The 23277-nt window shown below is 50.4% G+C and carries 14 protein-coding genes and 1 pseudogene; 5 read left to right on the top strand and 10 right to left on the bottom strand.

Features of this window, described 5'->3' with window-relative positions; translation table 11 throughout:
* Positions 1 to 244 precede the first annotated feature (244 nt).
* The gene (locus ACJJIK_RS10405) at positions 245 to 1489 is read right to left on the bottom strand and encodes a hypothetical protein (RefSeq protein WP_444945055.1); all 1245 of its coding nucleotides are present in this window, start codon (positions 1487 to 1489) and stop codon (positions 245 to 247) included.
* A 266-nt stretch (positions 1490 to 1755) separates the two neighbouring features.
* On the opposite strand from ACJJIK_RS10405, the pseudogene ACJJIK_RS10400 reads away from it, so the two are divergent.
* Positions 1756 to 1920 (top strand): annotated as a pseudogene (locus ACJJIK_RS10400) (IS30-like element ISVsa7 family transposase); the annotation flags it as partial.
* 220 nt (positions 1921 to 2140) lie between these two features.
* On the opposite strand, the gene ACJJIK_RS10395 reads toward ACJJIK_RS10400, so the two are convergent.
* Positions 2141 to 2452, bottom strand: a complete 312-nt coding sequence (locus tag ACJJIK_RS10395; protein ID WP_444932155.1) for a hypothetical protein — start codon at positions 2450 to 2452, stop codon at positions 2141 to 2143.
* 258 nt (positions 2453 to 2710) lie between these two features.
* Between ACJJIK_RS10395 and tnpB the strand changes: the two genes are divergently transcribed.
* Complete coding sequence (gene tnpB / locus ACJJIK_RS10390) at positions 2711 to 2965, top strand: IS66 family insertion sequence element accessory protein TnpB (protein ID WP_444932154.1); 255 nt, start codon at positions 2711 to 2713, stop codon at positions 2963 to 2965.
* A gap of 25 nt (positions 2966 to 2990) precedes the next feature.
* Positions 2991 to 4562: an IS66 family transposase gene (gene tnpC, locus ACJJIK_RS10385; RefSeq protein WP_444932153.1), complete on the top strand. Its 1572-nt coding sequence runs from the start codon at positions 2991 to 2993 to the stop codon at positions 4560 to 4562.
* Positions 4563 to 4924: 362 nt separating this feature from the next.
* On the opposite strand, the gene gcvP is transcribed toward tnpC, so the two are convergent.
* Complete coding sequence (gene gcvP / locus ACJJIK_RS10380; RefSeq protein WP_444944989.1) at positions 4925 to 7816, bottom strand: aminomethyl-transferring glycine dehydrogenase; 2892 nt, start codon at positions 7814 to 7816, stop codon at positions 4925 to 4927.
* A 1308-nt stretch (positions 7817 to 9124) separates the two neighbouring features.
* Between gcvP and ACJJIK_RS10375 the strand changes: the two genes are divergently transcribed.
* Positions 9125 to 10018, top strand: coding sequence for a WcbI family polysaccharide biosynthesis putative acetyltransferase (locus ACJJIK_RS10375; protein ID WP_444944988.1), 894 nt, complete (start codon positions 9125 to 9127; stop codon positions 10016 to 10018).
* A gap of 683 nt (positions 10019 to 10701) precedes the next feature.
* Here ACJJIK_RS10375 and ACJJIK_RS10370 read toward each other — a convergent pair.
* From ACJJIK_RS10370 to argS, 7 genes are all read right to left on the bottom strand, one after another.
* Entirely contained in the window at positions 10702 to 11394 is a 693-nt protein-coding gene (locus ACJJIK_RS10370) for a DUF1266 domain-containing protein (RefSeq protein ID WP_444944987.1), read from the bottom strand.
* Entirely contained in the window at positions 11381 to 13339 is a 1959-nt protein-coding gene (locus tag ACJJIK_RS10365; RefSeq protein ID WP_444944986.1) for a tetratricopeptide repeat protein, read from the bottom strand. The genes ACJJIK_RS10370 and ACJJIK_RS10365 overlap by 14 nt, the downstream gene beginning before the upstream one ends.
* A gap of 445 nt (positions 13340 to 13784) precedes the next feature.
* Entirely contained in the window at positions 13785 to 15263 is a 1479-nt protein-coding gene (locus tag ACJJIK_RS10360; protein WP_444932148.1) for a nucleoside hydrolase, read from the bottom strand.
* Between the two features lie 179 nt (positions 15264 to 15442).
* Entirely contained in the window at positions 15443 to 16330 is an 888-nt protein-coding gene (locus ACJJIK_RS10355; protein ID WP_444932147.1) for a dTDP-4-dehydrorhamnose reductase family protein, read from the bottom strand.
* Positions 16331 to 16498: 168 nt separating this feature from the next.
* Complete coding sequence (locus ACJJIK_RS10350) at positions 16499 to 17203, bottom strand: DUF1266 domain-containing protein (protein WP_444932146.1); 705 nt, start codon at positions 17201 to 17203, stop codon at positions 16499 to 16501.
* Positions 17175 to 19133 (bottom strand): tetratricopeptide repeat protein, encoded by a 1959-nt coding sequence (locus tag ACJJIK_RS10345; protein WP_444944985.1) that lies wholly within the window; start codon positions 19131 to 19133, stop codon positions 17175 to 17177. The genes ACJJIK_RS10350 and ACJJIK_RS10345 overlap by 29 nt, the downstream gene beginning before the upstream one ends.
* A 786-nt stretch (positions 19134 to 19919) precedes the next feature.
* Positions 19920 to 21656, bottom strand: a complete 1737-nt coding sequence (gene argS, locus ACJJIK_RS10340; protein ID WP_444932144.1) for an arginine--tRNA ligase — start codon at positions 21654 to 21656, stop codon at positions 19920 to 19922.
* 145 nt (positions 21657 to 21801) lie between these two features.
* Here argS and sbcB point away from each other — a divergent pair, with 145 nt between their 5' ends.
* Complete coding sequence (sbcB, locus tag ACJJIK_RS10335) at positions 21802 to 23253, top strand: exodeoxyribonuclease I (protein ID WP_444932143.1); 1452 nt, start codon at positions 21802 to 21804, stop codon at positions 23251 to 23253.
* Positions 23254 to 23277: the final 24 nt, after the last annotated feature.

Raw genomic sequence — 23277 nt, 5'->3', positions numbered from 1 at the left:
GCAGCGAGAGCGTCGCTATTTTTTCATTGAAATTTAATCATGGAAAGGGGTGGGATACGACAACTTTTTCCTGTTAAATCGCCTATTAATTGAGACTTTTGTTCTTGTTCTTGTTCTTGTTCTTTGTTGTTAATTTTTGGCGCAGCGGGCGCTGGGCGCAAGGCGTTGCCCTAACAGGGGATTGTTAAAAATAAAAAAGCGGGCATAAAGCCCGCTTTCATCCTTCCTGTGAGAGTGTCTAATTTTACTCAGCGTAGCTCTCGATCGGAGGACAGGAGCAGATCAGGTTGCGGTCGCCGTATACGTTGTCGATACGGTTGGCGGCCGGCCACACTTTGTGCTCTTTTAACCACGCCGCCGGGCGCGCAGCGATATCGCGGGAGTAGCTGTGAGTCCACTCGCCGCTCATCACGTCCTCAAGGGTGTGAGGGGCGTTGTGCAGTGGGTTGTCTTCAGGGCTGTACTTACCGCTGGTTACATCCTCTACTTCCTGGCGAATTGTGGCCATCGCTTCGATAAAGCGATCCAGCTCACCCTTGGATTCACTCTCGGTGGGCTCGATCATCAGGGTGCCGGCTACTGGGAAAGACATGGTGGGAGAGTGGAAGCCGAAGTCCATCAGGCGCTTGGCGATATCCTCTTCAGTGATGCCGCTGGCCTCCTTGAGGGGGCGCAGATCAATGAGGCACTCGTGGGCGACAAAGCCATTGGTGCCGGTGTAGAGCAGGGAGTAGTGCTCGCCGAGTTTTTTCGCTACGTAGTTGGCGTTCAGAATTGCCATTTCAGTCGCCTGTTTCATACCCTGCTTACCCATCATGCGGATATACATCCAGCTGATTGGCAGGATACTGGCGGAGCCCCAGGGTGCGGCAGAGATGGTGCCGTTATCCAGGTTGGTTTCCGGTACTTCAGTCACCGGGTGGGCCGCCAGGTAGGGCTTCAGGTGTTCGCCAACTGCGATCGGACCCATACCGGGGCCGCCACCACCGTGAGGAATGCAGAAAGTTTTGTGCAGGTTCAGGTGGGAGACGTCACCGCCAAACTGGCCCGGAGCTGCGACACCAATCAGGGCGTTCATGTTGGCACCGTCGATATAAACCTGGCCACCTGCCTGGTGTACCAGATCGCAGACTTCGCGGATACCTTCCTCGAATACCCCGTGGGTGGATGGGTAGGTCACCATCAGCGCAGCAACGCGGTCGCCGTGCTCTTCGATTTTGGCTTTCAGGTCTTCGATATCCACATTGCCTTTATCATCACAGGCAGCCACAACCACTTTCATACTCACCATCATGGCGGAAGCCGGGTTAGTGCCGTGGGCAGAGGCGGGGATCAGGCAGATATCGCGTTGGGTCTCGCCCTTCGCTTCGGAGTATCTCTTGATGGATTTTAGGTCTTCGGGTCTGTTGTAAATTGTATAGAAAGCGTTCATTACCGCCAGAAGTACCTGGGGCGTAGAGATATTGGAGTTGGTCTTCTCGTGGCGAATATGCTATTGCGTGCCTGTATCGCCATGCGCAGGGCGTGCTCTCCAAAAGATGCAGCAACGACGGTACGGTACGAGTAACTACGCCAAGTTCAATTGCGCTATGAAAGTGCAGATTGGCCACCAGCTAAAAAAAGCAAGCTCCGAACAAGCTGCCGGACGTATGTGGCTTGAGAAGAATGATAAAACATTCAGCTGTTCAACCATAACCGTCGGGTAAGACGGTTATGGTTGAACAGCTGGCGGCCGTGCCTGCCGAAAAAAGAAACCCTTATCAAGCATTGTGTAAAACTATAACCTTCGACAACGGCTGTGAATGCGCGGGCCATCAGTCGATCGAGTGAAAACTAGATTGCAAGATATATTTTGCTAAGCTCTATCACTCGTGGGAGGGTGGATTGACCGAAAAGGTTAATGGGCTACTGAGGCGTTTCGTATTATTGACCGGTCAAGAAAAAATTGAATTATTGGTGCCTGCTTTAATTTCTAGCAGGTAGGTGTGTGTCGCCCATGTTGGCAATCTAACTTTTGTTATGTTTTGCAGGTAGAGCTGTGCCAGTTCAACATGAGGGAAAGCCCCCAGATTTGTACTTGTATGTTTCTGGAGGCTTATGATTTAGACTTCCTTTTCGAAAATAGATTCTAAAAGAAAGATTATGGGGTGATAGTGCTTATTCCGCAATTCTCATCACCGTTTTCATCGATGAAGGTATAGAGATCTATGTTTAGGTTTGTGCCATTATTTGCAGCATTATTGAAAATTTTATATGAGGCTTGAAAGCTTGCACTTATGCCGTCGTCTAATTTTTTTTTACAGTCTTCAGATATTTCCGAGGTTGTGGAGAATGAGAAGCTAACACTATCTCCCTTCACAGACTTTATAGTTGGGATAGCTTGAATGCTAATTGTTTCAGCTCCCAAATTAGCGCTAGTTAGTACAAGTGTGGCAAGTAATAATTTTTTCATGTTTGGTCCATTTGATGTTTGTCAGTCTATATATACTACTTTGCGGAATTAAGAATTTAAAGCCGTTTCCAAGTTGAACTACCGAAGGTGATTATTTAAAGAGATGTATGGACAATACTTCGGAAACTTTCATGCTATAATTGCCCATAATCATTGTTATGGTCGGTATCTGTCAACATAGTTGCACGATAAATCAGGAATTCTGTCCAACCATCCGGTCGGGATTGAGCGCCACGCTCTTTTCGTGGCGCCAGTCCCGTGTATCCCCACTCCAGCGGTCGGGTCTTGCCGCCTTGGCTTGCTCATACACCCGCTCCCGCTCGGCTGTATTGGGAGCGCAACGGCTTTATCGTATGGTATAAGCGATTGGAGAAACAGAGATTTCAATGGCATTGGAGTGAGCTTTCAAAATACCACAAACGCAATGGCAAAGAGTTAAACCAACTCCTTGATGGCCTCAATATTTGGGAGCAAAAACCTCATCAAGAATTGTACTTTGAGGCTGCTATATAAGTAGAATTGCGCTAAAATAGCCGCTATGAAAAACATTGCGGCTACATCGTTACCTACTGATCCAGAAGCGTTAAGTGCACTTCTGCTTGAGAAAGACCTTCAGCTCGAAAAAAGCCGAAAACACATTCGCTTTCTGGAAGAGCAAATAGCCCTATTGCGCAATAAGCGCTTCGGAAAGAGCAGTGAGAAAAGCTCCCCCGATCAAATGGGGCTATTTAACGAAGCCGAAACTGAGGTAGCGGATAGCCCAGATGAAGAGACAGCTGATGAAGCGGCCACAGAAATCGTTAGCTACAGCCGCAAGAAACCATCCGGACGTAAACCCCTGCCAGCTGACCTGCCCCGCGTACGTATAGAACACGACCTCCCCGAAGAGGAGAAAGTCTGTGGCTGTGGTTGCGCACTCAAAGTTATTGGCGAAGAGGTTAGTGAGCAGCTGGATATTATTCCAGCAAAGATCCAGGTTCTTCAGCATGCCCGCAAAAAATATGCCTGCGGCAACTGTGAAACAGGTATAAAGACTGCGACACTGCCCGCCCAGCCTATCCCCAAAAGCAATGCCAGTCCAAACTTGCTGGCGCACATCGCCATAGCCAAGTATCAAGATGCCATGCCTTTGGCGCACCAACAAAAGAGCTTTCAACGCATCCATGTCGAGCTGCCCAGAAGCACCCTGGCTAACTGGATGATCCGTTGCAGTCATTTGGTGCAGCCTTTGCTCAACCTATTTAACGACAAGCTCTGTGAAGGGCCAGTTATTCAGTGCGATGAAACCCCGCTGCAGGTTCTCAATGAACCGGACAAGCCTGCACACAGTAAGTCTTACATGTGGGTGCAACGCGGCGGCCTGCCAGATCAAAAAGTAATTCTGTTCGACTATTCACCTAGTCGCAGTGGTGAGGTGGCCGGCAGTTTGCTGTCTGGCTTCAGTGGCTATCTACAAACCGACGACTACGCCGGCTATTATGCGCTGGGCCGTGAAAAAGCCATTACCCATCTTGGCTGTTGGGCGCATGCGCGACGAAAATTTGTCGAAGCGCAAAAAGTTGCCAGCGGCAGTAAGAAGAAAGCTAAAGGCTCCAGTAAGCAGAAAATCCCCAGCAAAGCGGATATCGCTCTTAACTACATCGGCCACCTCTACGGTATAGAGCGAAAAGCCCAAGGCTGCACGGCCGACGAGCGCTATCGGCTGCGGCAGACGCAGAGTTTGGAGGTACTGGAAAAGCTACGCAGCTGGCTCGACAAAATCCAGCCGAAGGTACTGCCGAAAAGTATCCTCGGTAAGGCGCTGTCCTATCTCGACAAGAACTGGCAGAAGCTGTGCAGCTACACCGAAGACGGCTGCTTATCCATTGACAATAACGCAGCGGAAAATGCCATCCGCCCCTTCGTAATCGGCAGGAAAAACTGGCTCTTTAGTGCAACGCCTAAAGGCGCCAAGGCCAGTGCCACCCTCTACAGCCTTATCGAAACAGCGAAAGCCAATGGCCTTGAGCCGTACAGCTACCTCGCAAAAGTCTTTGCTGAGCTGCCAAAAGCCCAATCTCTCGAAGAGATTGAAGCGCTACTTCCGTGGAATATTGCACCCGCAGATTAATGAGGGGCTATCAAAGGCCCCTTGGGGTGGCTAGGTGGGGTTTATTGAGCGCTTACGTACATGCGGAGTTAATGACTTGATGAAAATTGACCTCCAGCCTTCCGCCGGGCAAAACACCTACGCTTTAGAAGCTTCATAGCTAGGCATCTCGACACTTGCCGATACTATTGATGAAAAAAAGTTTATAGAAAGAATAGTCCCGTGGGGATTTTTCTATTTGGAGGCTTAGGTGAACTAAGTTACTTGCAAACTATAAAAGGTCAATTTGGGGTAAAGGTAATATCAGTCAATTGAATAATAAGCTAGGTGAAAAAAGCGGGCATAAAGCCCGCTTTTAAATCCACCTGTGAGAGTGTTGGATTTTACTCAGCGTAGCTCTCGATCGGAGGACAGGAGCAGATCAGGTTGCGATCGCCGTATACGTTGTCGATACGGTTGGCGGCCGGCCACACTTTGTGCTCTTTTAACCACGCCGCCGGGCGCGCAGCGATATCGCGGGAGTAGCTGTGAGTCCACTCGCCGCTCATCACGTCCTCAAGGGTGTGAGGGGCGTTGTGCAGTGGGTTGTCCTCTGGGGTGTACTTACCGCTGGTTACGTCTTCCACTTCCTGGCGAATTGTTGCCATAGCCTCGATAAAGCGATCCAGCTCATCTTTGGATTCACTTTCGGTAGGCTCGATCATCAGGGTGCCGGCTACCGGGAAGGACATGGTGGGGGAGTGGAAGCCAAAGTCCATCAGGCGCTTGGCGATATCCTCTTCAGTGATGCCGCTGGCTTCCTTGAGTGGGCGCAGGTCAACCAGGCACTCGTGGGCAACAAAGCCATTGGTGCCGGTGTAGAGCAGGGAGTAGTGCTCACCCAGCTTCTTGGCTACGTAGTTGGCGTTCAGGATCGCCATCTCGGTAGCCTGCTTCATACCCTGCTTACCCATCATGCGGATATACATCCAGCTGATCGGCAGGATACTGGCGGAGCCCCAGGGAGCGGCGGAGATGGTGCCGTTATCCAGGTTGGTTTCCGGTACTTCAGTCACCGGGTGGGCCGCCAGGTAGGGCTTCAGGTGTTCGCCAACTGCGATCGGACCCATACCGGGGCCGCCACCACCGTGAGGAATGCAGAAAGTTTTGTGCAGGTTCAGGTGGGAGACGTCACCGCCAAACTGGCCCGGAGCTGCGACACCAATCAGGGCGTTCATGTTGGCACCGTCGATATAAACCTGGCCACCTGCCTGGTGTACCAGATCGCAGACTTCGCGGATACCTTCCTCGAATACCCCGTGGGTGGATGGGTAGGTCACCATCAGCGCAGCAACGCGGTCGCCGTGCTCTTCGATTTTGGCTTTCAGGTCTTCGATATCCACATTGCCTTTATCATCACAGGCAACCACAACCACTTTCATACTCACCATCATGGCGGAAGCCGGGTTAGTGCCGTGGGCAGAGGCGGGGATCAGGCAGATATCGCGTTGGGTCTCACCCTTCGCTTCGAAGTACTTCTTGATAGCAACCAGGCCAGCGTACTCGCCCTGGGAGCCGGCGTTGGGCTGTAGACTCACGGCATCGTAACCGGTACAGGCGGCCAGCATCTGTTGCAGCTGGCGGAACATTTCCGCGTAGCCTTCCGCTTGCTCTACCGGTGCGAAGGGGTGCAGTTTGCCGAATTCGGGCCAGGTAACCGGGATCATCTCGGCGGTGGCATTCAGCTTCATGGTGCAGGAGCCCAGGGGAATCATGGAGTGATTCAGGGCGATATCCTTGGCCTCCAGAGACTTGAGGTAGCGCAGCATCTCGGTCTCGGAGTGGTAGGTGTTGAACACTGGGTGAGTCAGGAATTCAGTATCACGCACCAGAGAGGTGGGGATACCCAGGGCGCCCTTACTGGCAATTTCGCTGTCCAGGGCGTGCAGGTCGATGCTGTGCTCGGTGCCGGTAAAGGCATTGATCAGATCGGATACATCTTGCAGCGTAGCGGTTTCGCTAAGGCTCACGCCAAGGGCGTCCTCGCCCACTTTGCGCAGGTTGATCTCGGTGGCCAGGGCGCGCTGGTAGATCTCTTCCTGCTTGGCGCCAACGGTGACGGTCAGGGTATCGAACCAGCTGTCGTGGGCCAGGCTGAAGCCTTCCTGTTGCAGAGCGGAAGCGAGGATGTCTGCCAGGCGCTGGATGCGGGCGGCGATGGTTTTCAGGCCTTCGGGGCCGTGGTAAATCGCATAGAACGCGCTCATCACCGCCAGCAGTACCTGGGAGGTACAGATATTGGAGTTGGCTTTCTCGCGGCGAATATGCTGCTCGCGGGTCTGCATGGCCATACGCAGCGCGCGCTTGCCTTTGCTGTCCACTGACACACCGATAATACGGCCCGGTGCGGAGCGCTTGTAAGCTTCGCGGAAGGCGAAGAAGCCCGCGTGGGGGCCACCGTAACCCATGGGGATGCCGAAGCGCTGGTTACAGCCGACGACTACGTCCGCACCCATATCACCCGGTGCCCGCAGGGCTACCAGGCTCATCAGGTCGGCGGCCACAGTGACCAGGGCGTTGGCTTCGTGGACCTTGGCAATAATATCGCTCAGGTCGCGTACGCGACCGGTGCTGCCGGGGTACTGCAGCAGTGCGCCGAACAGCTCGGTGGGGATATCTTTTTCCACATCGCCGACAACGATTTCGAAGCCGAAGTGTTCGGCGCGGGTCTTAACTACGGCGATGGTTTGCGGATGGCAGTCCTGGTCCACAAAGTAGACGTTGGACTTGTTGCGCTTGACCTGGCGCTTACACATGGCCATGGCTTCTGCGGCAGCGGTGCCTTCATCCAGCATGGAGGCGTTGGCCAGTTCCATGCCGGTGAGGTCCATAATCATCTGCTGGAAGTTCAGCAGACCTTCCAGGCGGCCCTGGGCGATTTCCGGCTGGTAGGGGGTGTAGGCGGTGTACCAACCCGGGTTTTCCAGCACGTTGCGCAGGATAACATTGGGGGTAATGGTGTCGTGATAGCCCATACCAATAAAGGTGCGGTAGATCTTGTTACGCGCCGCGATATCTTTTAGCTCCGCGAGGGCCTCGACTTCATTGATCGCATCGGCCAGGTCCAGCTCATCGGTCTTGCGGATGGCTTCGGGTACGGTTTTCTCGATCAGCTCGTCGAGGCTGGCAACTCCGAGGGTTTTCAGCATGGCCTCTACCTGCTTGGCATCGGGGCCAATATGGCGGTGGATAAAGGCGTCGTGTTGTTCCAGCTGCTGCAGCGATGGTTGGGTCATAAACTTCGTTCCTGTAGTCGCAGGGGGTCGTCGCGGTGCGCTCGCGGTTAAAAATAGCACCTGGCCTCGATACCGCTTTTCCTGTGGAAAGCCTCGGGCCTCCGCGTGGCGGATAGGTGAGGGTAACGCTAGGGAAAATCGGTGCTGGCAGCCCCATAGTTGCAATGCGGAATCTGAGGGGGAGCCGGGCCATAGCGGCAGGCGCGCATCTTAGCAATAGGGACGATTAGGGGCAATCGGCGGGTTTTGAGCGAGGAAACTGCTAAATTCTGGCGTAAAAAGTGAGTTAAATCCTGTGAAATGGGAGTTGAGGCGATTTTGTTCTATATAGGGCTGAGCCGGGTTGGGCGGGCAGGGTGAGCTTTGGGGGGGGAGGGCAGCCCCGGTGAGGCGACCAAGTGGTTCTTAATAGTTTCACTCTACCCCTAAAAGGCTTGGGAAACTTTGTGGGTTTAGTGTTGGGGTAGTTTCACTTGGCATCTATCGTTAATTTAAGTTTGGTTGATCCCCTTCAGCAGCCTGGCATGGCTGATATAGGCAATTAAATCCATGCTCGTTGTAACTTAATGGAGTGAGGCTATTTTAAATTGGAGTGAAAGTCTTTAAAAGAGTGTGCAATATCTGATTTATTTTGGTTAACAAATATTTAAAGTTGAACTATTGCTCTTAAAATGAAATGTACTGTAATCTTTACCCGGTGCAATTATTTTTCGAAGTGTGTTGTTGTTTTAAAGGCTTTTATAGGGGTGCCAGATTAAATTAGGTTAGTGTCTAATGGGAAGAAGTGGATTGTTGTTTGCAGTCAATGAAAAATACAGGATAGATGCTGAAAAGGCGCAGGAGCTTGATATGAGCAAGCTAACATCTTTATAGATCAAATGAAGAAATTAAAGGAAATTCCTCTGGTTGCCTTAGAGAGGGAGAGCGCAGGGTTATAGCAAGGTTGCGGCGCGTTAAAGTGATTCAAGACTTGACTAAGTTAAGACCTGCTCCAGGTAGCCCTCTACCCCTGAAATTTCCTATTACATAGTTACTGAGCAGCCAAGTGCTTGTAACCACCCTAAAACCTTATATTATGAAATTCGACATGCCTTCGAAGATATGCAGTGGAGCTGTACAGGATATCCCCATGACATGAAGGATGATTAATAAGGAGTAATAACGTCTAATTCGGAGGTAAGGATAATTATAAATAGCTAACAATATTTGAATAATAAAAACAAGCCTACATATTATATGGCCACCTTTCGGGTCGCCACCCTCAATAGAACAAAAATGCCAATTGAATTCATTGTATAGGAGATAAACTTGAAGAGCTTTACTGTGTATGGAAACTGCCAAGCCCAACCCCTGGCAAACATATTGCAGGAAAATAAATCATTTTCTGAGGTTTATAGGTACATCCCTATGAAACCGGCGCACACTCTCGGTAGGGATGACTATAAATCTATATTGCCAAAAATAGAGAGTATTGACCTGTTTATTCATCAGCCTGTCGCAGCAGCCGGCAACAGGCCCGAAGAACTATCGAGTGATCACTTGCTGAAAAAATTAAAGCCAAATGCATTGAGCGTTTCTTTCCCCTCGATTTACTTTGATGGCTATTTTCCGCATCTTCAGACCTTTAAAGGCCTGGTGTCTGAATTGAATTTAGTTCATGATTATTTTATAGCTTATCTATTTTCCAAGGGGTATAGTGAAAAGCACACTTTCGAAATAATCAATGATGGTGATTTATATGCGCCAGACAATTCCAATAAGTTAGCCTCGGACTCCCTTGAAAATCTCACTGTTCGAGAAGTATCTAAGGGGCTCGATATAAGGATCTCAGAATATGTAGAAGAAAACTTTAGAAAGCAAAAGCTATTCAATCAATTCAATCACCCTAGAAGACCAGTCTTTAAATATGTTGCTGAGGGAATATTAAATAAAATTGAGATGCAGGATACCTGTATTCCTGAGGTGGGGGTGGCAACTCTCGATAGGATTATTACTCCAATATATCAAAGCACCTATAATAATTTAAAGCTTGAATTTCCCGAGGACTTCCAATATTACAGATCAAGAAATCACGAACGCATCCACCAGTATGACATAATTTCAAGCTTGTTTAGCTTTTATAGGACGTTAGATGCTAAAATGATCGAGGAGCACGTTAAAAAAGCAAAACCCTTTATTCCTGAAGTAATTGATGGACTTTAAAGTCACATATAAGAAACTCATCTTGAAGCCCAAAATCAATACTTCGGGTAGTTTTGGGGGTGCAGTGGTGGAATCCATGGGTGGAGGCTGAAAGAATAAGGTTTTTCACATCTAATCTAACGCAGCGGCCGCCCATGGAATATGCAATGTAACCACTCACCCCTTGACGATTTAAACCTAACCCGAAAGGGGCATCTGAAAAGCAAGCAAAGGGTTGTGGCCTTGTTAGCGATGCCCGGCAAGTAAGCCCGCTATATTAGAAGTGGTCCAAGAATTGGCTAAGTTGGGATTTTCTTCTGGTAGCTCTATTCCTGAATTTGCCTATTACATGGTTGTAGGGCAGCCGAGTGCTTATTATTACCCAGAAATGTTGTATTATGGAATTCGTCACACTTTTGAAGATGTGAGATGGCGCTATGCCGGGTGCCCCCACGACATGCAGGATGATTGACTTGAAGTAATTATGTCGAATTGGAAGATGTATTGCCTGTTGTGACAGTATTTGATTTCGATTTTAAATTGGGTGCATCCAATAGTTGAAGATTCTTAGTATACCTACGCAAAGATGTTTCAGTAAGTAATTCTTATTGGTGGTTTGTGCTTGATCTGACAGGGTACACTGCCAGGCGGAGATATCTGTCAGACCAGCTTTAAATAACTATGGTTTATAGTCTAGATTTGACTTAGGGTGTTTTTGATAAATCTAAATTCCAATCTAGTAAATTCCAGGGGCTGTTAGACTTGCCAGTGAGCCCTCGAATCATTTTCATTGCATCTTTTGCGAAGAACTCGGAAGTATCTTTACGCCAGTACTGCCGACCAGCGATATAGCTTAATCCAAAACTATACCAGCTGTCATAGGAACTCTGAACCCGTAAGGCGACTTGGTGTATTTTTTCCCAGGATTCCTCTTCCGTGAGTACACCCGTAGTAGCACCCCAGCGACAAATAGAGACGTATCGACCATCATCCCAGGCCCCAATTCCACCGACCCTTAAAGTGTGGCGGTAGTTTCTAACTATTTTAAAGTTACTCTGCTGGTCGGTATTGTGGGAGTATGCCTTGATTAAGGCATCAATCGACTTTTCCGATAGGGTGTTAAAATGATCCTGGATCTGCATATAGGAATGGTTGTGCCCTTCATTGGCTAGCCACTCCAGCATGTCAAGGTACTCTTCGCGGGATTCTATCCCCCAGTCTCGTTGCATCATATGTTTAAGATTGCTGACTACCTTTTCAGTTCTGACGCCTGCCTGATATAGGGTGTCATGCCGCTGGCCGTTCATTTCGGTAAGGATTGAGCTTACCCCTAGGCCCCAGAGTTGAGCGTCTGATAAGTTGTCAGGGTTGTAAGTATGGGCTCTATTGTTGTTCATATTCGCTGCTCTTTGTGTTTTTCATGCTCTCAATGCTGCTGGTATATTCAGCGATTTCTTCTGGGCTTCCATCGGCATTGAGGAATGCTTTTATCGCTAGCTCAGCGCTTTCTATATTTTTGATTTTACAGGCAGTTTCAATCCATTCTAGCGCAGCACTTTTGAGCTTGGTGTCATAGGATAGCGCCTGCTCATATGAATCCATTGCCTCATCATAAATGCCCTGCTTGTTTTGGCAGATCCCTAGGCGATGCCAGGCTAGGGCAAAATTAGGTTTCGATCGCAGTACGACCTTGAGATCTTTAGCTGCGGCGCTATAGTCTTTTGTAGACATTAATAATAATGAGCGAATGGAGTAGCTGTGCCATTCATTACTATCAAGCTTTATAGCGCGGTTAATATTTTCTATTGCTTCATCAATAAGTTGTAAGCAGCGCTGAGCGTTTGCGAGTAACTCAAATGCTTTTGCCGAGTCGGGGTTGTACTTTGTGGCTTTTTTGAGGAGAGTTAAGGCCTTTTCATGCTGGTCTTGGTTAATATAAATTTCGCCTAATTTTAGGAGAGCGTAATAACCATTTCCTCCATTTTCTTCTAAAATCTCAAGGGCCTTGGTGAAGTGGTTCTGAGCTTCTGTAGCTTTGTTGGTGGCCTCATAGGAAAGTCCTAGCAGGTGATGCAGCTCACCGATATGCCCGCTCTCATAGATGCTTTTGTTAATAATTGATAGTATGAATTGAATTGCTTCACTGTATGCCCCAATCTCAATGTAGCTCTCGGCGATTTCAATTTGAGCTTTAGGGTCTTCGGGGCTGTCCGATAATTTTGTTAGGTTTTCTTTGATCAGTAGCTGATTGATTCGAACCAGCTGGATACGAGCTTCCAAGTCGAAGGGGGTTTGAATCGATACTTGCTCATACAGGCATTTTGCTGAAAATAAGTCACCAAACTCCAGGTAGCATGCGGCCAGGCCCTTTAGGGCGATATCATGATCTTCATCTATAGATAATGCTGCTTCATAGCTCTCAAGTGCCTTTTTGAAATCCCTCTGTTTGTAGTGGATGGCGGCTTTGGTTAGATGGCCCTCTATTAGTTTGGGGTACTGTTGTGCTAGTTTATCGCTCTGCTCGCGAGCAGAGAGTAATTCTTGTTGGCTTAAAAAAAGTGATGACAATAGGCGGTATAGTTCTGGGTCTTGAATATCTTTTTTGCTGATTTCAGCAAGTAGTTCGTCGCGCTCTTCGTCTTGTTTGTTGGTGATAATATATTCCAGGTGTTCCCGTTGTGCTAAATAGGTTTCAATTGTGTTTGGATCGGTTGACTCTGGAACATAGATGCCCTTATAGCTTAGCCCCCACTGGGACGTTATCATTCTGTTGAATACGTAGTCGATGAATTTTTCACTGAATGTTTGGCTTAGCCAGGTGTAATTTTCATGCCAGTAAAAAATGCTTTCCAGGTATTCGATGATTTCCTGTGGGATAAATCTATTTTGTCCTATAAAGCTGAATAGCCAGAGAGACATGTGCTGCTTTGTTTCTATATTCCACAGGTCCTCGTGCTCATAGATATTTTGCCATAGGGGTAGCTGTATCCGTTCATTAAAGTTTGAGTAAAGCTTGGCTGTGGCGGCTTGTAGCTTCTCAATAGATTCTTTAATTTGCTCGGTGTCAAATTCTCGGGGCGTATTGGATAGGTTGGGCTGTTTTTTCGCTTGGTGAGGGTTTTTGCTGTTTGTGGTCGCTGTGTCTTTTATTGTGTCAGAGGTGGTGTTCTCAGGTTGGTAGTATTTTGCATCTTTTAATGCTTTCTCAAAAGCGGCCCTTAAGGTTTGAAAACCTTCGGGATCTTCATCGGGCCGATGAACTTTTAATTTTTTGGCGTAGGCGCGTTTGATTGATCTTGTGTCAACTGTTGGGGGTATGCCTATGATTTCCCAGCAATTCATTACCTGCTTCCTTGGATGATTGAAGTTGAATAGTGTAGGACTATGGTTTAGCCGTAGTTTGCGTGAATGAAACCTGTTGCATTTGCCTGTTTGGATGGAACTTCTAAATTGTCGTTGAGAATTCCTATTGAATTCTCTTGTGTCCTTTTTGTTGGGCGGAAATGATGGGGGGTAAGAGTGCCAGAGCCGGGGGTTAAATTAAAGTGATTGAAACACTTCTGAATATGGCGCGAGAGAAAAAGGTTAACTAATTCCCAATCTTATAGTCTGTCTCTGCTTTTCAACTGCATGCAGGGGCGGGTGGGTTATTAGTATATGCTTTATATTTGATGAACTATCGTGCTAAATAGATAGGTGGTTTGCTAATTGATGGAGGGGCTTTTAAAGCGGTTACATAAATTGTAAAAAGCGTTTAAAAGACCCTCTGGCACTAATGCACCAACTGTTAAGGTTGCTTAGCTCGGCACCTAGGTCCCTTCTGCGCGGCATTAAAACGATCGCGCAGACGCTCAATCATCGTTGTACGCGCGGCATCTTGGTTGATCCCCATAACCACATTTATTGCTAAGCCCTCACCATTTTCGGCAAAAGTTGTTTTACCCACAGTGGGGTCGAAGGTGATGGGGTCGTAGGGGGTTGTACTGTCGGCAAGGCCGGCGTTTAACTGGTCGACGGCGATATAGCCCGGTACCAATTCCATCTCCAGAGCCTCAGCTTCCAACAGTACCAGTGCAGCAATAATATCCCACAGGCGAATCACCGCATCCATGGCGAAGTCACCATTGCCCTGGAAATCGCCACCCTCAAATTCACGAATGGCGCTTAAGAGTTGAGAGGTATAGCAGGCTTCCGGGGTTGCGCGGCGCTCTGCCAAAGCTTCGATAGTGCTGCCCTGTACTTTGGCCATATCGGTGGAGTTGTTGGGTACCAAATAGGTTTCGATATTATTTTCGCTCAGAGCGTCAAAGGCCCACTGCGCACTCAGGGGATCAAGCAGGATATTAAATTCCTGGTGAGTGCTGAAGTCACTATCGCAACTAAAACCGGGGTGGGAGAAAATATTTCCGCCCAGATTTCTAGATTTATCGCCAAAGCAGGCCGCTTCATGATTTTCGGTAAACGGCTCATAATTCTCAAAGCCGCCACCCATCATAATAACGCGATCAATTTTTGCCAGTTGCTCTTCACTGGCTTTGCCAAGTAGCCGGGCCAGGGTAGTGAGTTTACCGGTGTTGAAAACCACCGGACGTTTTTCCAGCTTATCCAGAGTTTCCAGGATAATGTCTTCGGCCAGCTCAAAATTAAAGGACACACCATTGTTACCTTGGTAGCGATAGTGGCTCTGCTTTGCGCGCGGGATTAGGTGGTCAGTGCCGTATAAAGTGGAGCCGTTGTCGCGCCAGGGGCCGGGTACGTACTGGCCGTAGAGGTTGATACCCATGGCGTTGCGGCGTTCTAGATTCCAGGTGCCGGTGGAGAAATCAGAGGAATTGGGCAGTTGGTAGTCGTCTCTGCCGACAACTGCCTTAGCGTCATTTACCGGGGAGGCTGAAGCCTTGCCGTTTGCGCCGTAGGCGACTTCTTCCGTGGCAAAATAGGCTCCGCGAATAACCTGGGTATCGTTATTGCCCAGCCACTCGAGAATGTTGTAGACGGTATTGGCACCGTGGGCGACTGTATTAAAAGAGTCCTCAACCACAGCCAATTCTAAAGTGTAACCTGGGTCTTTGGCGATCAGCATCAGTGCGACGGCATCATCAAAGTTATTGAAGTCACCAATCCAGATAATAGGTTGGGCTGCTTCAGTTTTGATAGCCTGGTGTGCTTTCTTGCTGTGGGGGGCGCTATCGGCATGGCAAGAAGCCAGTGTGGTAAGGCCGCCCAGTGCCAGGGCCCCCACAGAGAACCAGTGTTTTAATCTCATTTATCCTTCCCTAAATATTCGAGTGGTTTTCCTCGGCAATCTAATAGTTCCTCCCTGATCTACTCGATTGCCACCCTGTAATATCGTTTTTTTATCGGTTAACGGAATTACACGGGTGATGCCGGAGTTTGGCCGGCGGCGCTACTTCCCTGTAGCGCTCTGTCTGAAAGCGATTCAACTCAGCTTTCAATAAAGGGCTTTAAGTTTCGTAATAGTTGTTGCTCCAGGGGTTCTCGGCCGCTAATGCCCAAATCTGTCAGCTTTGATTTATCCAGCTGGCAATTGTAAGGACGCGGCACAGCAAAGTTGGGTTCGCTATCGGCGCTCAGGTGCTCGGCACTCAGATTGCAGACTTTGGCGATAATATGTGCGAGTTCGTAGCGTGTGCAGGGAGTATCGCCACTCCATTGATAAATGCCTTCAAAATTTATGCCACTACGAACTTTTAACAGGCACTGTTCCAGCACTTCTGCCACTTCTTCCACACTGGTGGGAAAACGAATTGCCCAGTGATCCAGTGTGACCGGTTTTTGTTTACGCAGGGTATCCAGTAGGGCGGTAATGCCGGACTCTTCCAGGTAGGCGACGGGCCCGAACAGCCAGGGCAATCTCAACACCCAGTGATTGCCGTTCTTCAGTACCGCTTCTTCTCCAGCCAATTTACTGCGGCCATAGAAATTAATTGGATTGGGTTTGTCATCAGCCCTGTAGGGCGGGGCGCTGCCATCAAAAACATAGTCGGTGCTGATATACACCAATTGTGTGTCGTTTTCGTTACAGTGCTTCGCTAGAAACTCTGTGCTGCCGACATTGAGTTGCCAGGCGCTATCGGGGTTGTCGGCACAGCGGTCCGGCCAGCGTTCGGCGGCACAGTGGATAACGATATCGGGTTTGACCTGCTGTAAGCAGGTTTTTAGTGCTGCGCTATCGGACAAGTCCAGGCGAATAAGGTTTTCTCCCGCGCGGGAAAAGGCGGTACCGGTTACGGAGAAAGTCGGGTTGCTGCAAAGCTGTTTAAATACGCTGCGGCCCAATAGGCCGGAGGCGCCGGTAATTAGAACTTTCATGAGATATCCTCCTCTCATAGGACCGAGGGCAGAAGTATGCCATTCTCTAGAAATTAATGTCGCCGGATGGCGAGGAAGTCGGCAGGGAAAGCCTGCCGACCTATTTGCTGGAGCGGGTGTCGGATGGGAGCACTCTATTTCTGCTGCATCACTTTACCCTCGAGTAAATCAAGATGCACTCAGGTCTAAATCCCAGGGCAGTGAGTTCCAAGGGCTGTGGGGGCTGCCGGTTAAGCGCTTGATCACTTCGATCGACTCTTTAGCAAAACTCTCAGAGACAGATTTACGCCAGTACTGGCGTCCGGCAATATAGCTCAGGGCAAAGCTATACCAGCTATCGAAAGACTTTTGTGCCCTCTGCGCGATACGATGGATCTTCTCCCAGGCTTCCTCTTCACTGAGCATCCCCAACGAGCAACACCAGCGGCAGACAGAAATACAACGCATATCGTCCCAGCCGCTAATGCCACCGATTTGTAAAGTATGGCGATAGGTTTTTACCAGTATTAAACAGTTCTGGTAATCGGGATCGTGGTTATGGGCTTCAATATAGGCGTCGATTGCTCGCTCAGACAGGCCATCAAAGTGTTTCTGGATCTGCATATAGCTGTGGTTGTGCCCCTCGCTGGTCAGCCACTCTATCATGCTCAAGCAATCTTCACGGGACTCAATTCCCCAGTCGCGCTTCATCATATGAGCGATTAGCTCGCGATCCTTTTCATCGGTACCTAAGTTATGAAAGACATCATGGCGCAGTTCGTTCAGCTCGGCAATCTGGGCATTGAGGCCTAGTCCCCACAACTGGGCTTGCGATAAATTATCCGGATTTAAATGGTATTCTTGATCAGGTGCTAAATTCGTTAACCACTTCACTGCTCATTCTCTCAATAGCTTCTCTGAATGTATTTACTTGCGCGGGATCGGCATCGGCCCTTTCTAAGGCTTCTAAGGCCTGGGTTGCTCTTTCGCGGTTTTTTGTCTTGCAGGCGATTTGCAGCCACAAAATGGCTGAGTCCTCTCTGGCAGTGTTATAGGCGGTGGAATTCTCAAAAGAGTCCATGGCCTCGTCCAGTAAGCCTAACTGTTGTTGACAGTTACCCAGCTTGTGCCAGTTTTTGCAATCGGTGGGAGAGGCTTTAAGCACCCGCTTTAAGTCCGCCGCTGCCTCAGCGTAATTTTCCGCACCTATAAATAATTCGGCGCGTACTGTATAGCAGAGCGTTTCCTCACTATTGAGGGCGATTGCTTGATTAATAGTTTCTAGGGCCTCGTCGGCTTGCTCCAGGCAGCGCTGTGCATCGGCCAGCAGTAGCAGGACTCTTGCAGGTCTGGGATTGTAGCGCACGGCTTTCTTGAGCAGCTTGACGGACCAGTCAAACTTCTTGTTACACAGGGCTTGTTCGCCAAGCTTCACCAGCGCTTCATAACCATTTCCGCCACTTTTCACCGAACGGTTATGGGAGAGATTGAATGCATTCTCTGCTGCGTCCACTTCCCCGATAGCTTCGTAGGCAAGTCCAAGCAGGTAGTGAAATTCTCCATCCCGATCGGTTCTGGAGAAAAAACCCTTTGCTGTAAGGGGGAGAAGAAACTGGATTGCTTCATGGTAGGCGCCTATCTCCAAGTAACTTTCGGCGACACGGCGTTGCTCTTGACGGTCCTTTGGGTTTTTGTCAAGGTGCTCGAGGCCCCGCTGGACAATTTGCTGGTTGATACGCACAAGTTGGATACGGGCTTCCATATCAAAAGGGGTTTGCACCAATACCTGGTCGTAGAGATGTTTGCTCGCCAATAAGTCGTGAATTTGTAAGTAGCAGGCGGCGAGGCCCTTGAGGGCGAGAGGGTGATCCTCATCAATAGCTAAGGCTGATTCGTAGGCGTTAAACGCCGCGCTAAAGTGACTCTGCTGATAATAAAGGGCCGCGCTTCGCAGGTGCCCATCAATATTTTCATTAAAGGCGTTATTTAGCTGTTGGCTGTATTGAAGTGCGAGGGATTGGTCCCCTTCATTGAGATGTAAAGTTGAGAGCAGCCGGTAGCGCTCGGGGTCGTCTATGGCTTGCTCCTGTAATGCTGCTAGTACGGTGCCGCGATCACTGTCTTCCGGGTTGTCGAGCAGATTTTCTAGATGCTCGCGCTGGTCTAGGTAGGTCTCAATTGTCTGGATATCGGTGTTTTCTGGAAAGCGAATACCCTCATAGGAAAGACCCCAGCGACAAGTGATGGTACGGTTAAGGATATAGCGCAGAAAGTCTTCTTTGAAGACTCGCTGTAGCCAGGCAAAGTTGTCGTGCCAGGCAAATTTATTGTCCAGGTAATCGATAATCTCACAGGGAATAAAGCGATACTGAGCAATAAATTGCAATAGCCACGGCGTCATATGCTGCCGGACTTCCATGCTCCAGGATTCGTAACTGTCAAAAATAGCCTGCCAATTAGCAAGTTGAATGCGCGCATTGAAATCTGAATAGAGTTCGAAAACCGCTTGCTCCAGCTTGGCGACAGCCTCTTCGCTGTTGCCGCAGTTGAGACCACCTGCGCCCCCCTGAGAGTGGGTGTCAGGCTGTGTTTGGGGGGTGACTTCATCTGAGTTGTACTCAGAGGCTGCCTGGGGCGCGGTGATGTCCTGCTCAGGTTGGTAGTACTTGGCTTCTTCCAAGGCCTCTTCGTAGGCTATTCGGAGCTGCTTAAAACCCTCGGGATCTTCATCTGGGCGGTGTTTTTTTAACTTGGAGGCATAGGCGTGCTTAATAGCTCTCTTATCTACGGTTGGGGATATGCCGATAATTTCCCAGCAAGTCATTCTGTTCCCTCGAATTGGGGTAGGTTTTCAAGTTTGTCGTTTTTTTGACTGAAGTGAGTTTTCTGTAGTTGGCGCTGTGAAAATATTTTATTTATTTGCATTGACCTCCATAAAGTGTGCGGGACAACCCTGGATTTTATTGCTATCTGAGATAAGAAATAGCTGCCCTTGTAGTAATTGGGGAACATTTACTGGCGTCTTATAAAGATTGCGGCTTGCATATGAGTGGGAGAGACTTTATTGCATCCAGTGTGACGGGCTCCTGCTCGTGCAGTGTGTCCAGTAAGGCACTGATGCCGGATTTCCCAAAGTAGGCGATGGGTCCAAATAGCCAGAACACCTTAATACTCAATGGTTCCCGCTTTTGAATACTGCTTCTTCCCCTGCAGGTTTGCTGAGGCCATTAAAATTAATTGGGCGAGGGGTGTTATCGGCGGCACAGTGAATCACAATGCCTGGCCTCACTGTCTGTAAGCAGGCTTTTACGGCTTTGCTGTAGGACAAGCTCATGTCAGTGACATTTTCTTCCGTGCGGGAAAAGGCGGTACCGGTAACTGAAATCTGGATTGTTGGAGAGCTGCTTAAATAGGCTAGGCCCCAACTGGCCGGAGGCGTGGGTAATCAGTATTTTCACGGGTTACTTTCCTTTCTTCAGACTGGAGGAAAACGTGTGGCCTGAATAGGGCAAGAAATGGTGCAGGATGGTTGGGCAGGCCACAACTGAAAGCAGCCTGCCCGGATACAGCCCGTGAAATGTTACAGAGGGCGGCACCGGTCTGGAGCTATTTACATCTGCTCCATCACTTCAATGCCGAGCAGATCGAGGCCAGTTGCGATAGTGCTGGCTACAAGGTTACACAATTGCAGGCGACTATGCTTCTGTTGTTCGCTTACACCCTCTTTCAGTACCGGGCAGGCTTCGTAGAAGCTCATATAGGCGCTGGCCAGCTCGTACAAGTAGGTACAGAGTACGTGCGGGAAGGTGTCCTTGGCCACCTGATCCAGTACTTCGCCAAATTGGCTTAGTTTAATTGCCAGGGCGCGCTCTTGGGGGCTTTCCAGCTGGATATCGCCTTTGAGTTCAGTGGGCTCAATACCCGCTTTGCGGAAAATACTGCGCACGCGGGTGTAGGCGTATTGCAGGTAGGGCGCGGTGTTGCCTTCGAAGCTGAGCATGGATTCCCAGCTGAAGATGTAATCGTTGGTGCGGGTTTTGCTCAGGTCCGCATATTTCACCGCACCGATGCCCACCTTGCGGGCGATTTCCGCACAGGTTTTCTCATCTAGCTCCGGGTTCTTCTCGGCCACCAGCTTCTTGGCCCGCTCCACCGCCTCATCCAGCAGGGCGGCCAGTTTTACCGTGCCGCCGCTGCGGGTCTTAAATGGTTTACCGTCGTCGCCCATCATGGTGCCAAAAGCGCAATGCTCAAGAGAAACCGACTCTGGCAGGAAGCCCGCTTTGCGCGAGGCGACAAAGGCCTGTTGTAGGTGCAGGGATTGGCGAGCATCAACAACATAGAGGATACGGTCGGCACTGAGTTGGTTGGCGCGGTAGCGGATAGCGGCCAGGTCGGTGGTGGCATACAGGTAGCCGCCGCCTTTCTTCTGGATAATCATCGGGCTGGGGTTGCCCTCTTTATCGGCCATCTCTTCCAGAAAGACCACGATTGCCCCCTGGTCCTCCACGGCGATGCCACTATCCAGCAGCTCTTTAACCAGTACCGGCAGATCGTTGTTGTATTGGCTTTCGGCGTAAACGTCTTCCTGCTTAAGGGTGACATTCAGTTTGGAATAGATCTCTTCACAGTGGCTGATGGAGATATCGATAAACTGTTTCCACAGTTTCAGGCACTGCTCGTCGCCACCCTGCAATTTGACAACGTAGCCGCGAGCGCGGTCGGCGAAGCCTTCCTCGTCGTCGAAGCGCACCTTGGCCTCGCGGTAGAACACTTCCAGGTCGGCCAGCGCCACCTCTGCATCGCTGTCTGCCAGTTTATCGGACAGGTGTGCCAGCAACATGCCGAATTGGGTGCCCCAGTCGCCCATATGGTTTTGACGAACGACCTTGTGGCCCTGGAACTCCAGCAGGCGCGCCAGGGCATCGCCGATAATGGTGGTGCGCAGGTGGCCCACGTGCATTTCTTTGGCCAGATTGGGGTGGGAATAGTCGATGACTACGGTCTTCGGCGCTTCGGTGGCAGCAATATTTAGGCGCTTGTCGCCCTGGGCGGCCAATAGCTGCTGGCTCAGCCACTGTTTACTTAAGTGGATATTCAGGAAACCGGGGCCGGCGATCTCGACTTTCTCGATCATCTCGCCCTTGTCCAGCTGCTCCAGAATCTTGCCGGCCAGCTCGCGCGGGTTAGTGCCCAGCCGCTTGGCGGCACCCATAGCGCCGTTGGCCTGGTAGTCGCCAAACCCGGCTTTCTTCGCAGGTGCCACAATGGGGCCGCATTCTTCGGGGATACCGGCGGCGAGCATGGCGGCCTGGAATTTGTCGGAGAGGAGTTGGCGAATATTCATAGGGTGAAGTGCTGTCTTAAATTCGTGGAAACGCCGAATTTTAATGGGCGGTGGCGGCTTTGCAACCAGCGCTGACAAAGGAGTTGCTTCGGAGTGCCCCAAATCTCGACTTAAGTGTCCAGACGGCGGGGTGCTCGGTGGTATCATGCCGGCAAATTATGGAGGTACCGTGAGTTCTAGCACACTTTATTGGCACGATTATGAAACCTGGGGCACAGACCCGGGGGCCGACAAGCCGGCGCAGTTTGCCGGTATCAGAACCGACGAAGAACTGAATGTCGTCGGCGAGCCATTGATGATTTACTGCCGCCCTTCGATGGACTGCCTGCCGCAGCCGATGGCGAGCCTGGTGACGGGCATCAGTCCGCAAAAAGCCCTGGCCAACGGTGTGCCGGAAATAGAGTTTATCCAGCGTATCCTCGCCGAACTGGGCGCACCGGGCACCTGTGGGGTGGGCTATAACAGTTTGCGTTTTGACGACGAGGTAACCCGCTACACCCTGTATCGCAACCTGCTCGATCCCTATGAGCGCGAGTGGCGCTCCGGCAACAGCCGCTGGGATATTATCGATATGGTGCGACTCACCTATGCCCTGCGCCCCGAGGGTATCCAGTGGCCCACTCGTGAGGACGGTGCGCCATCCTTCCGTTTGGAAGAACTCACAGCCGCCAACGGCATCGCCCACGAGGGCGCCCACGATGCGCTGTCGGATGTACACGCCACCATTGATATGGCCAGACTGATCCGCAAACAGCAGCCCAAACTATACGATTACGTGTTTCGCCTGCGCCGCAAGCAGGAGGCGGCCAAGATGATCGATATGCGCGAGCGCCGCCCGCTGTTGCATATTTCCGGTAAGGTCTCCTCGAATCATGGCCACTTAACTTATGTGATGCCGCTGGCCAGCCACCCGGTTAACCGCAATGCGGTTATTGTTGCCAATCTGGCGATGGATCCCGAGCCGCTGCTCAACTTGGATGCGGATACCCTGCGCGAGCGCCTCTACACTTCCCGCGACAAGCTCGGTGAGGGCGAATTGCCGGTGGGCCTGAAGCTGGTGCACTTGAACAAGTGCCCGGTGTTGGCGCCGGCCAATATGCTCGATGGCAAGCGTGCCGCTGAGTTGGGTATCGACCGCGCGGCCTGTGAGGCCAACTGGCGCAAGCTTAAAGATATCGACTTGACCGAGAAACTGCACAACGTATTCCTGGATCGGGAGTTCCCCGCCAGAGACGTAGAGGCCGACCTTTACGGTGGCTTCCTCAGCGATGCTGATCGGGATATCTGCCGCGAGCTGCATCGCAGCCTGGCGGCCCGGGGCCCTGAAGCCCTGGCGGGTGAAGTACCTTTCAGTGACAAGCGTCTGCCCGAACTGCTGTTCCGTATGCGGGCGCGCAATTTCCCCGAGACCCTGTCTGAGGAAGAGCAGCAGCGCTGGCAGATCTGGTGCTTCCAGCGCTTAACCGATGCCGGTGCCGGCGCTTCAATCACCTTGGAAGACTACTTCCGCCAGCTGTCTGAGTTGCGGGTGCAGCACCCGGAGCGCATCTCCTTGATCACCGAACTGGAAAACTGGGGCGATAGCTTACTCGCCTAATATACCCAATCACGCAGCGGCAAT

The sequence above is a fragment of the Microbulbifer regidiadema (SeqCode) genome, assembly GCF_052466995.1.
This window is presented reverse-complemented; position numbering and strand designations above follow the sequence as displayed.

Coding starts and splice junctions, on each gene's coding strand:
- ACJJIK_RS10395 (WP_444932155.1), bottom strand. CDS start 2,452: ATGAAAAAATTATTACTTGCCACACTTGTACTAACTAGCGCTAATTTG.
- tnpC (WP_444932153.1), top strand. CDS start 2,991: ATGAAAAACATTGCGGCTACATCGTTACCTACTGATCCAGAAGCGTTA.
- gcvP (WP_444944989.1), bottom strand. CDS start 7,816: ATGACCCAACCATCGCTGCAGCAGCTGGAACAACACGACGCCTTTATC.
- ACJJIK_RS10370 (WP_444944987.1), bottom strand. CDS start 11,394: ATGAACAACAATAGAGCCCATACTTACAACCCTGACAACTTATCAGAC.
- ACJJIK_RS10365 (WP_444944986.1), bottom strand. CDS start 13,339: ATGAATTGCTGGGAAATCATAGGCATACCCCCAACAGTTGACACAAGA.
- ACJJIK_RS10360 (WP_444932148.1), bottom strand. CDS start 15,263: ATGAGATTAAAACACTGGTTCTCTGTGGGGGCCCTGGCACTGGGCGGC.
- ACJJIK_RS10355 (WP_444932147.1), bottom strand. CDS start 16,330: ATGAAAGTTCTAATTACCGGCGCCTCCGGCCTATTGGGCCGCAGCGTA.
- ACJJIK_RS10345 (WP_444944985.1), bottom strand. CDS start 19,133: ATGACTTGCTGGGAAATTATCGGCATATCCCCAACCGTAGATAAGAGA.
- argS (WP_444932144.1), bottom strand. CDS start 21,656: ATGAATATTCGCCAACTCCTCTCCGACAAATTCCAGGCCGCCATGCTC.
- sbcB (WP_444932143.1), top strand. CDS start 21,802: ATGCCGGCAAATTATGGAGGTACCGTGAGTTCTAGCACACTTTATTGG.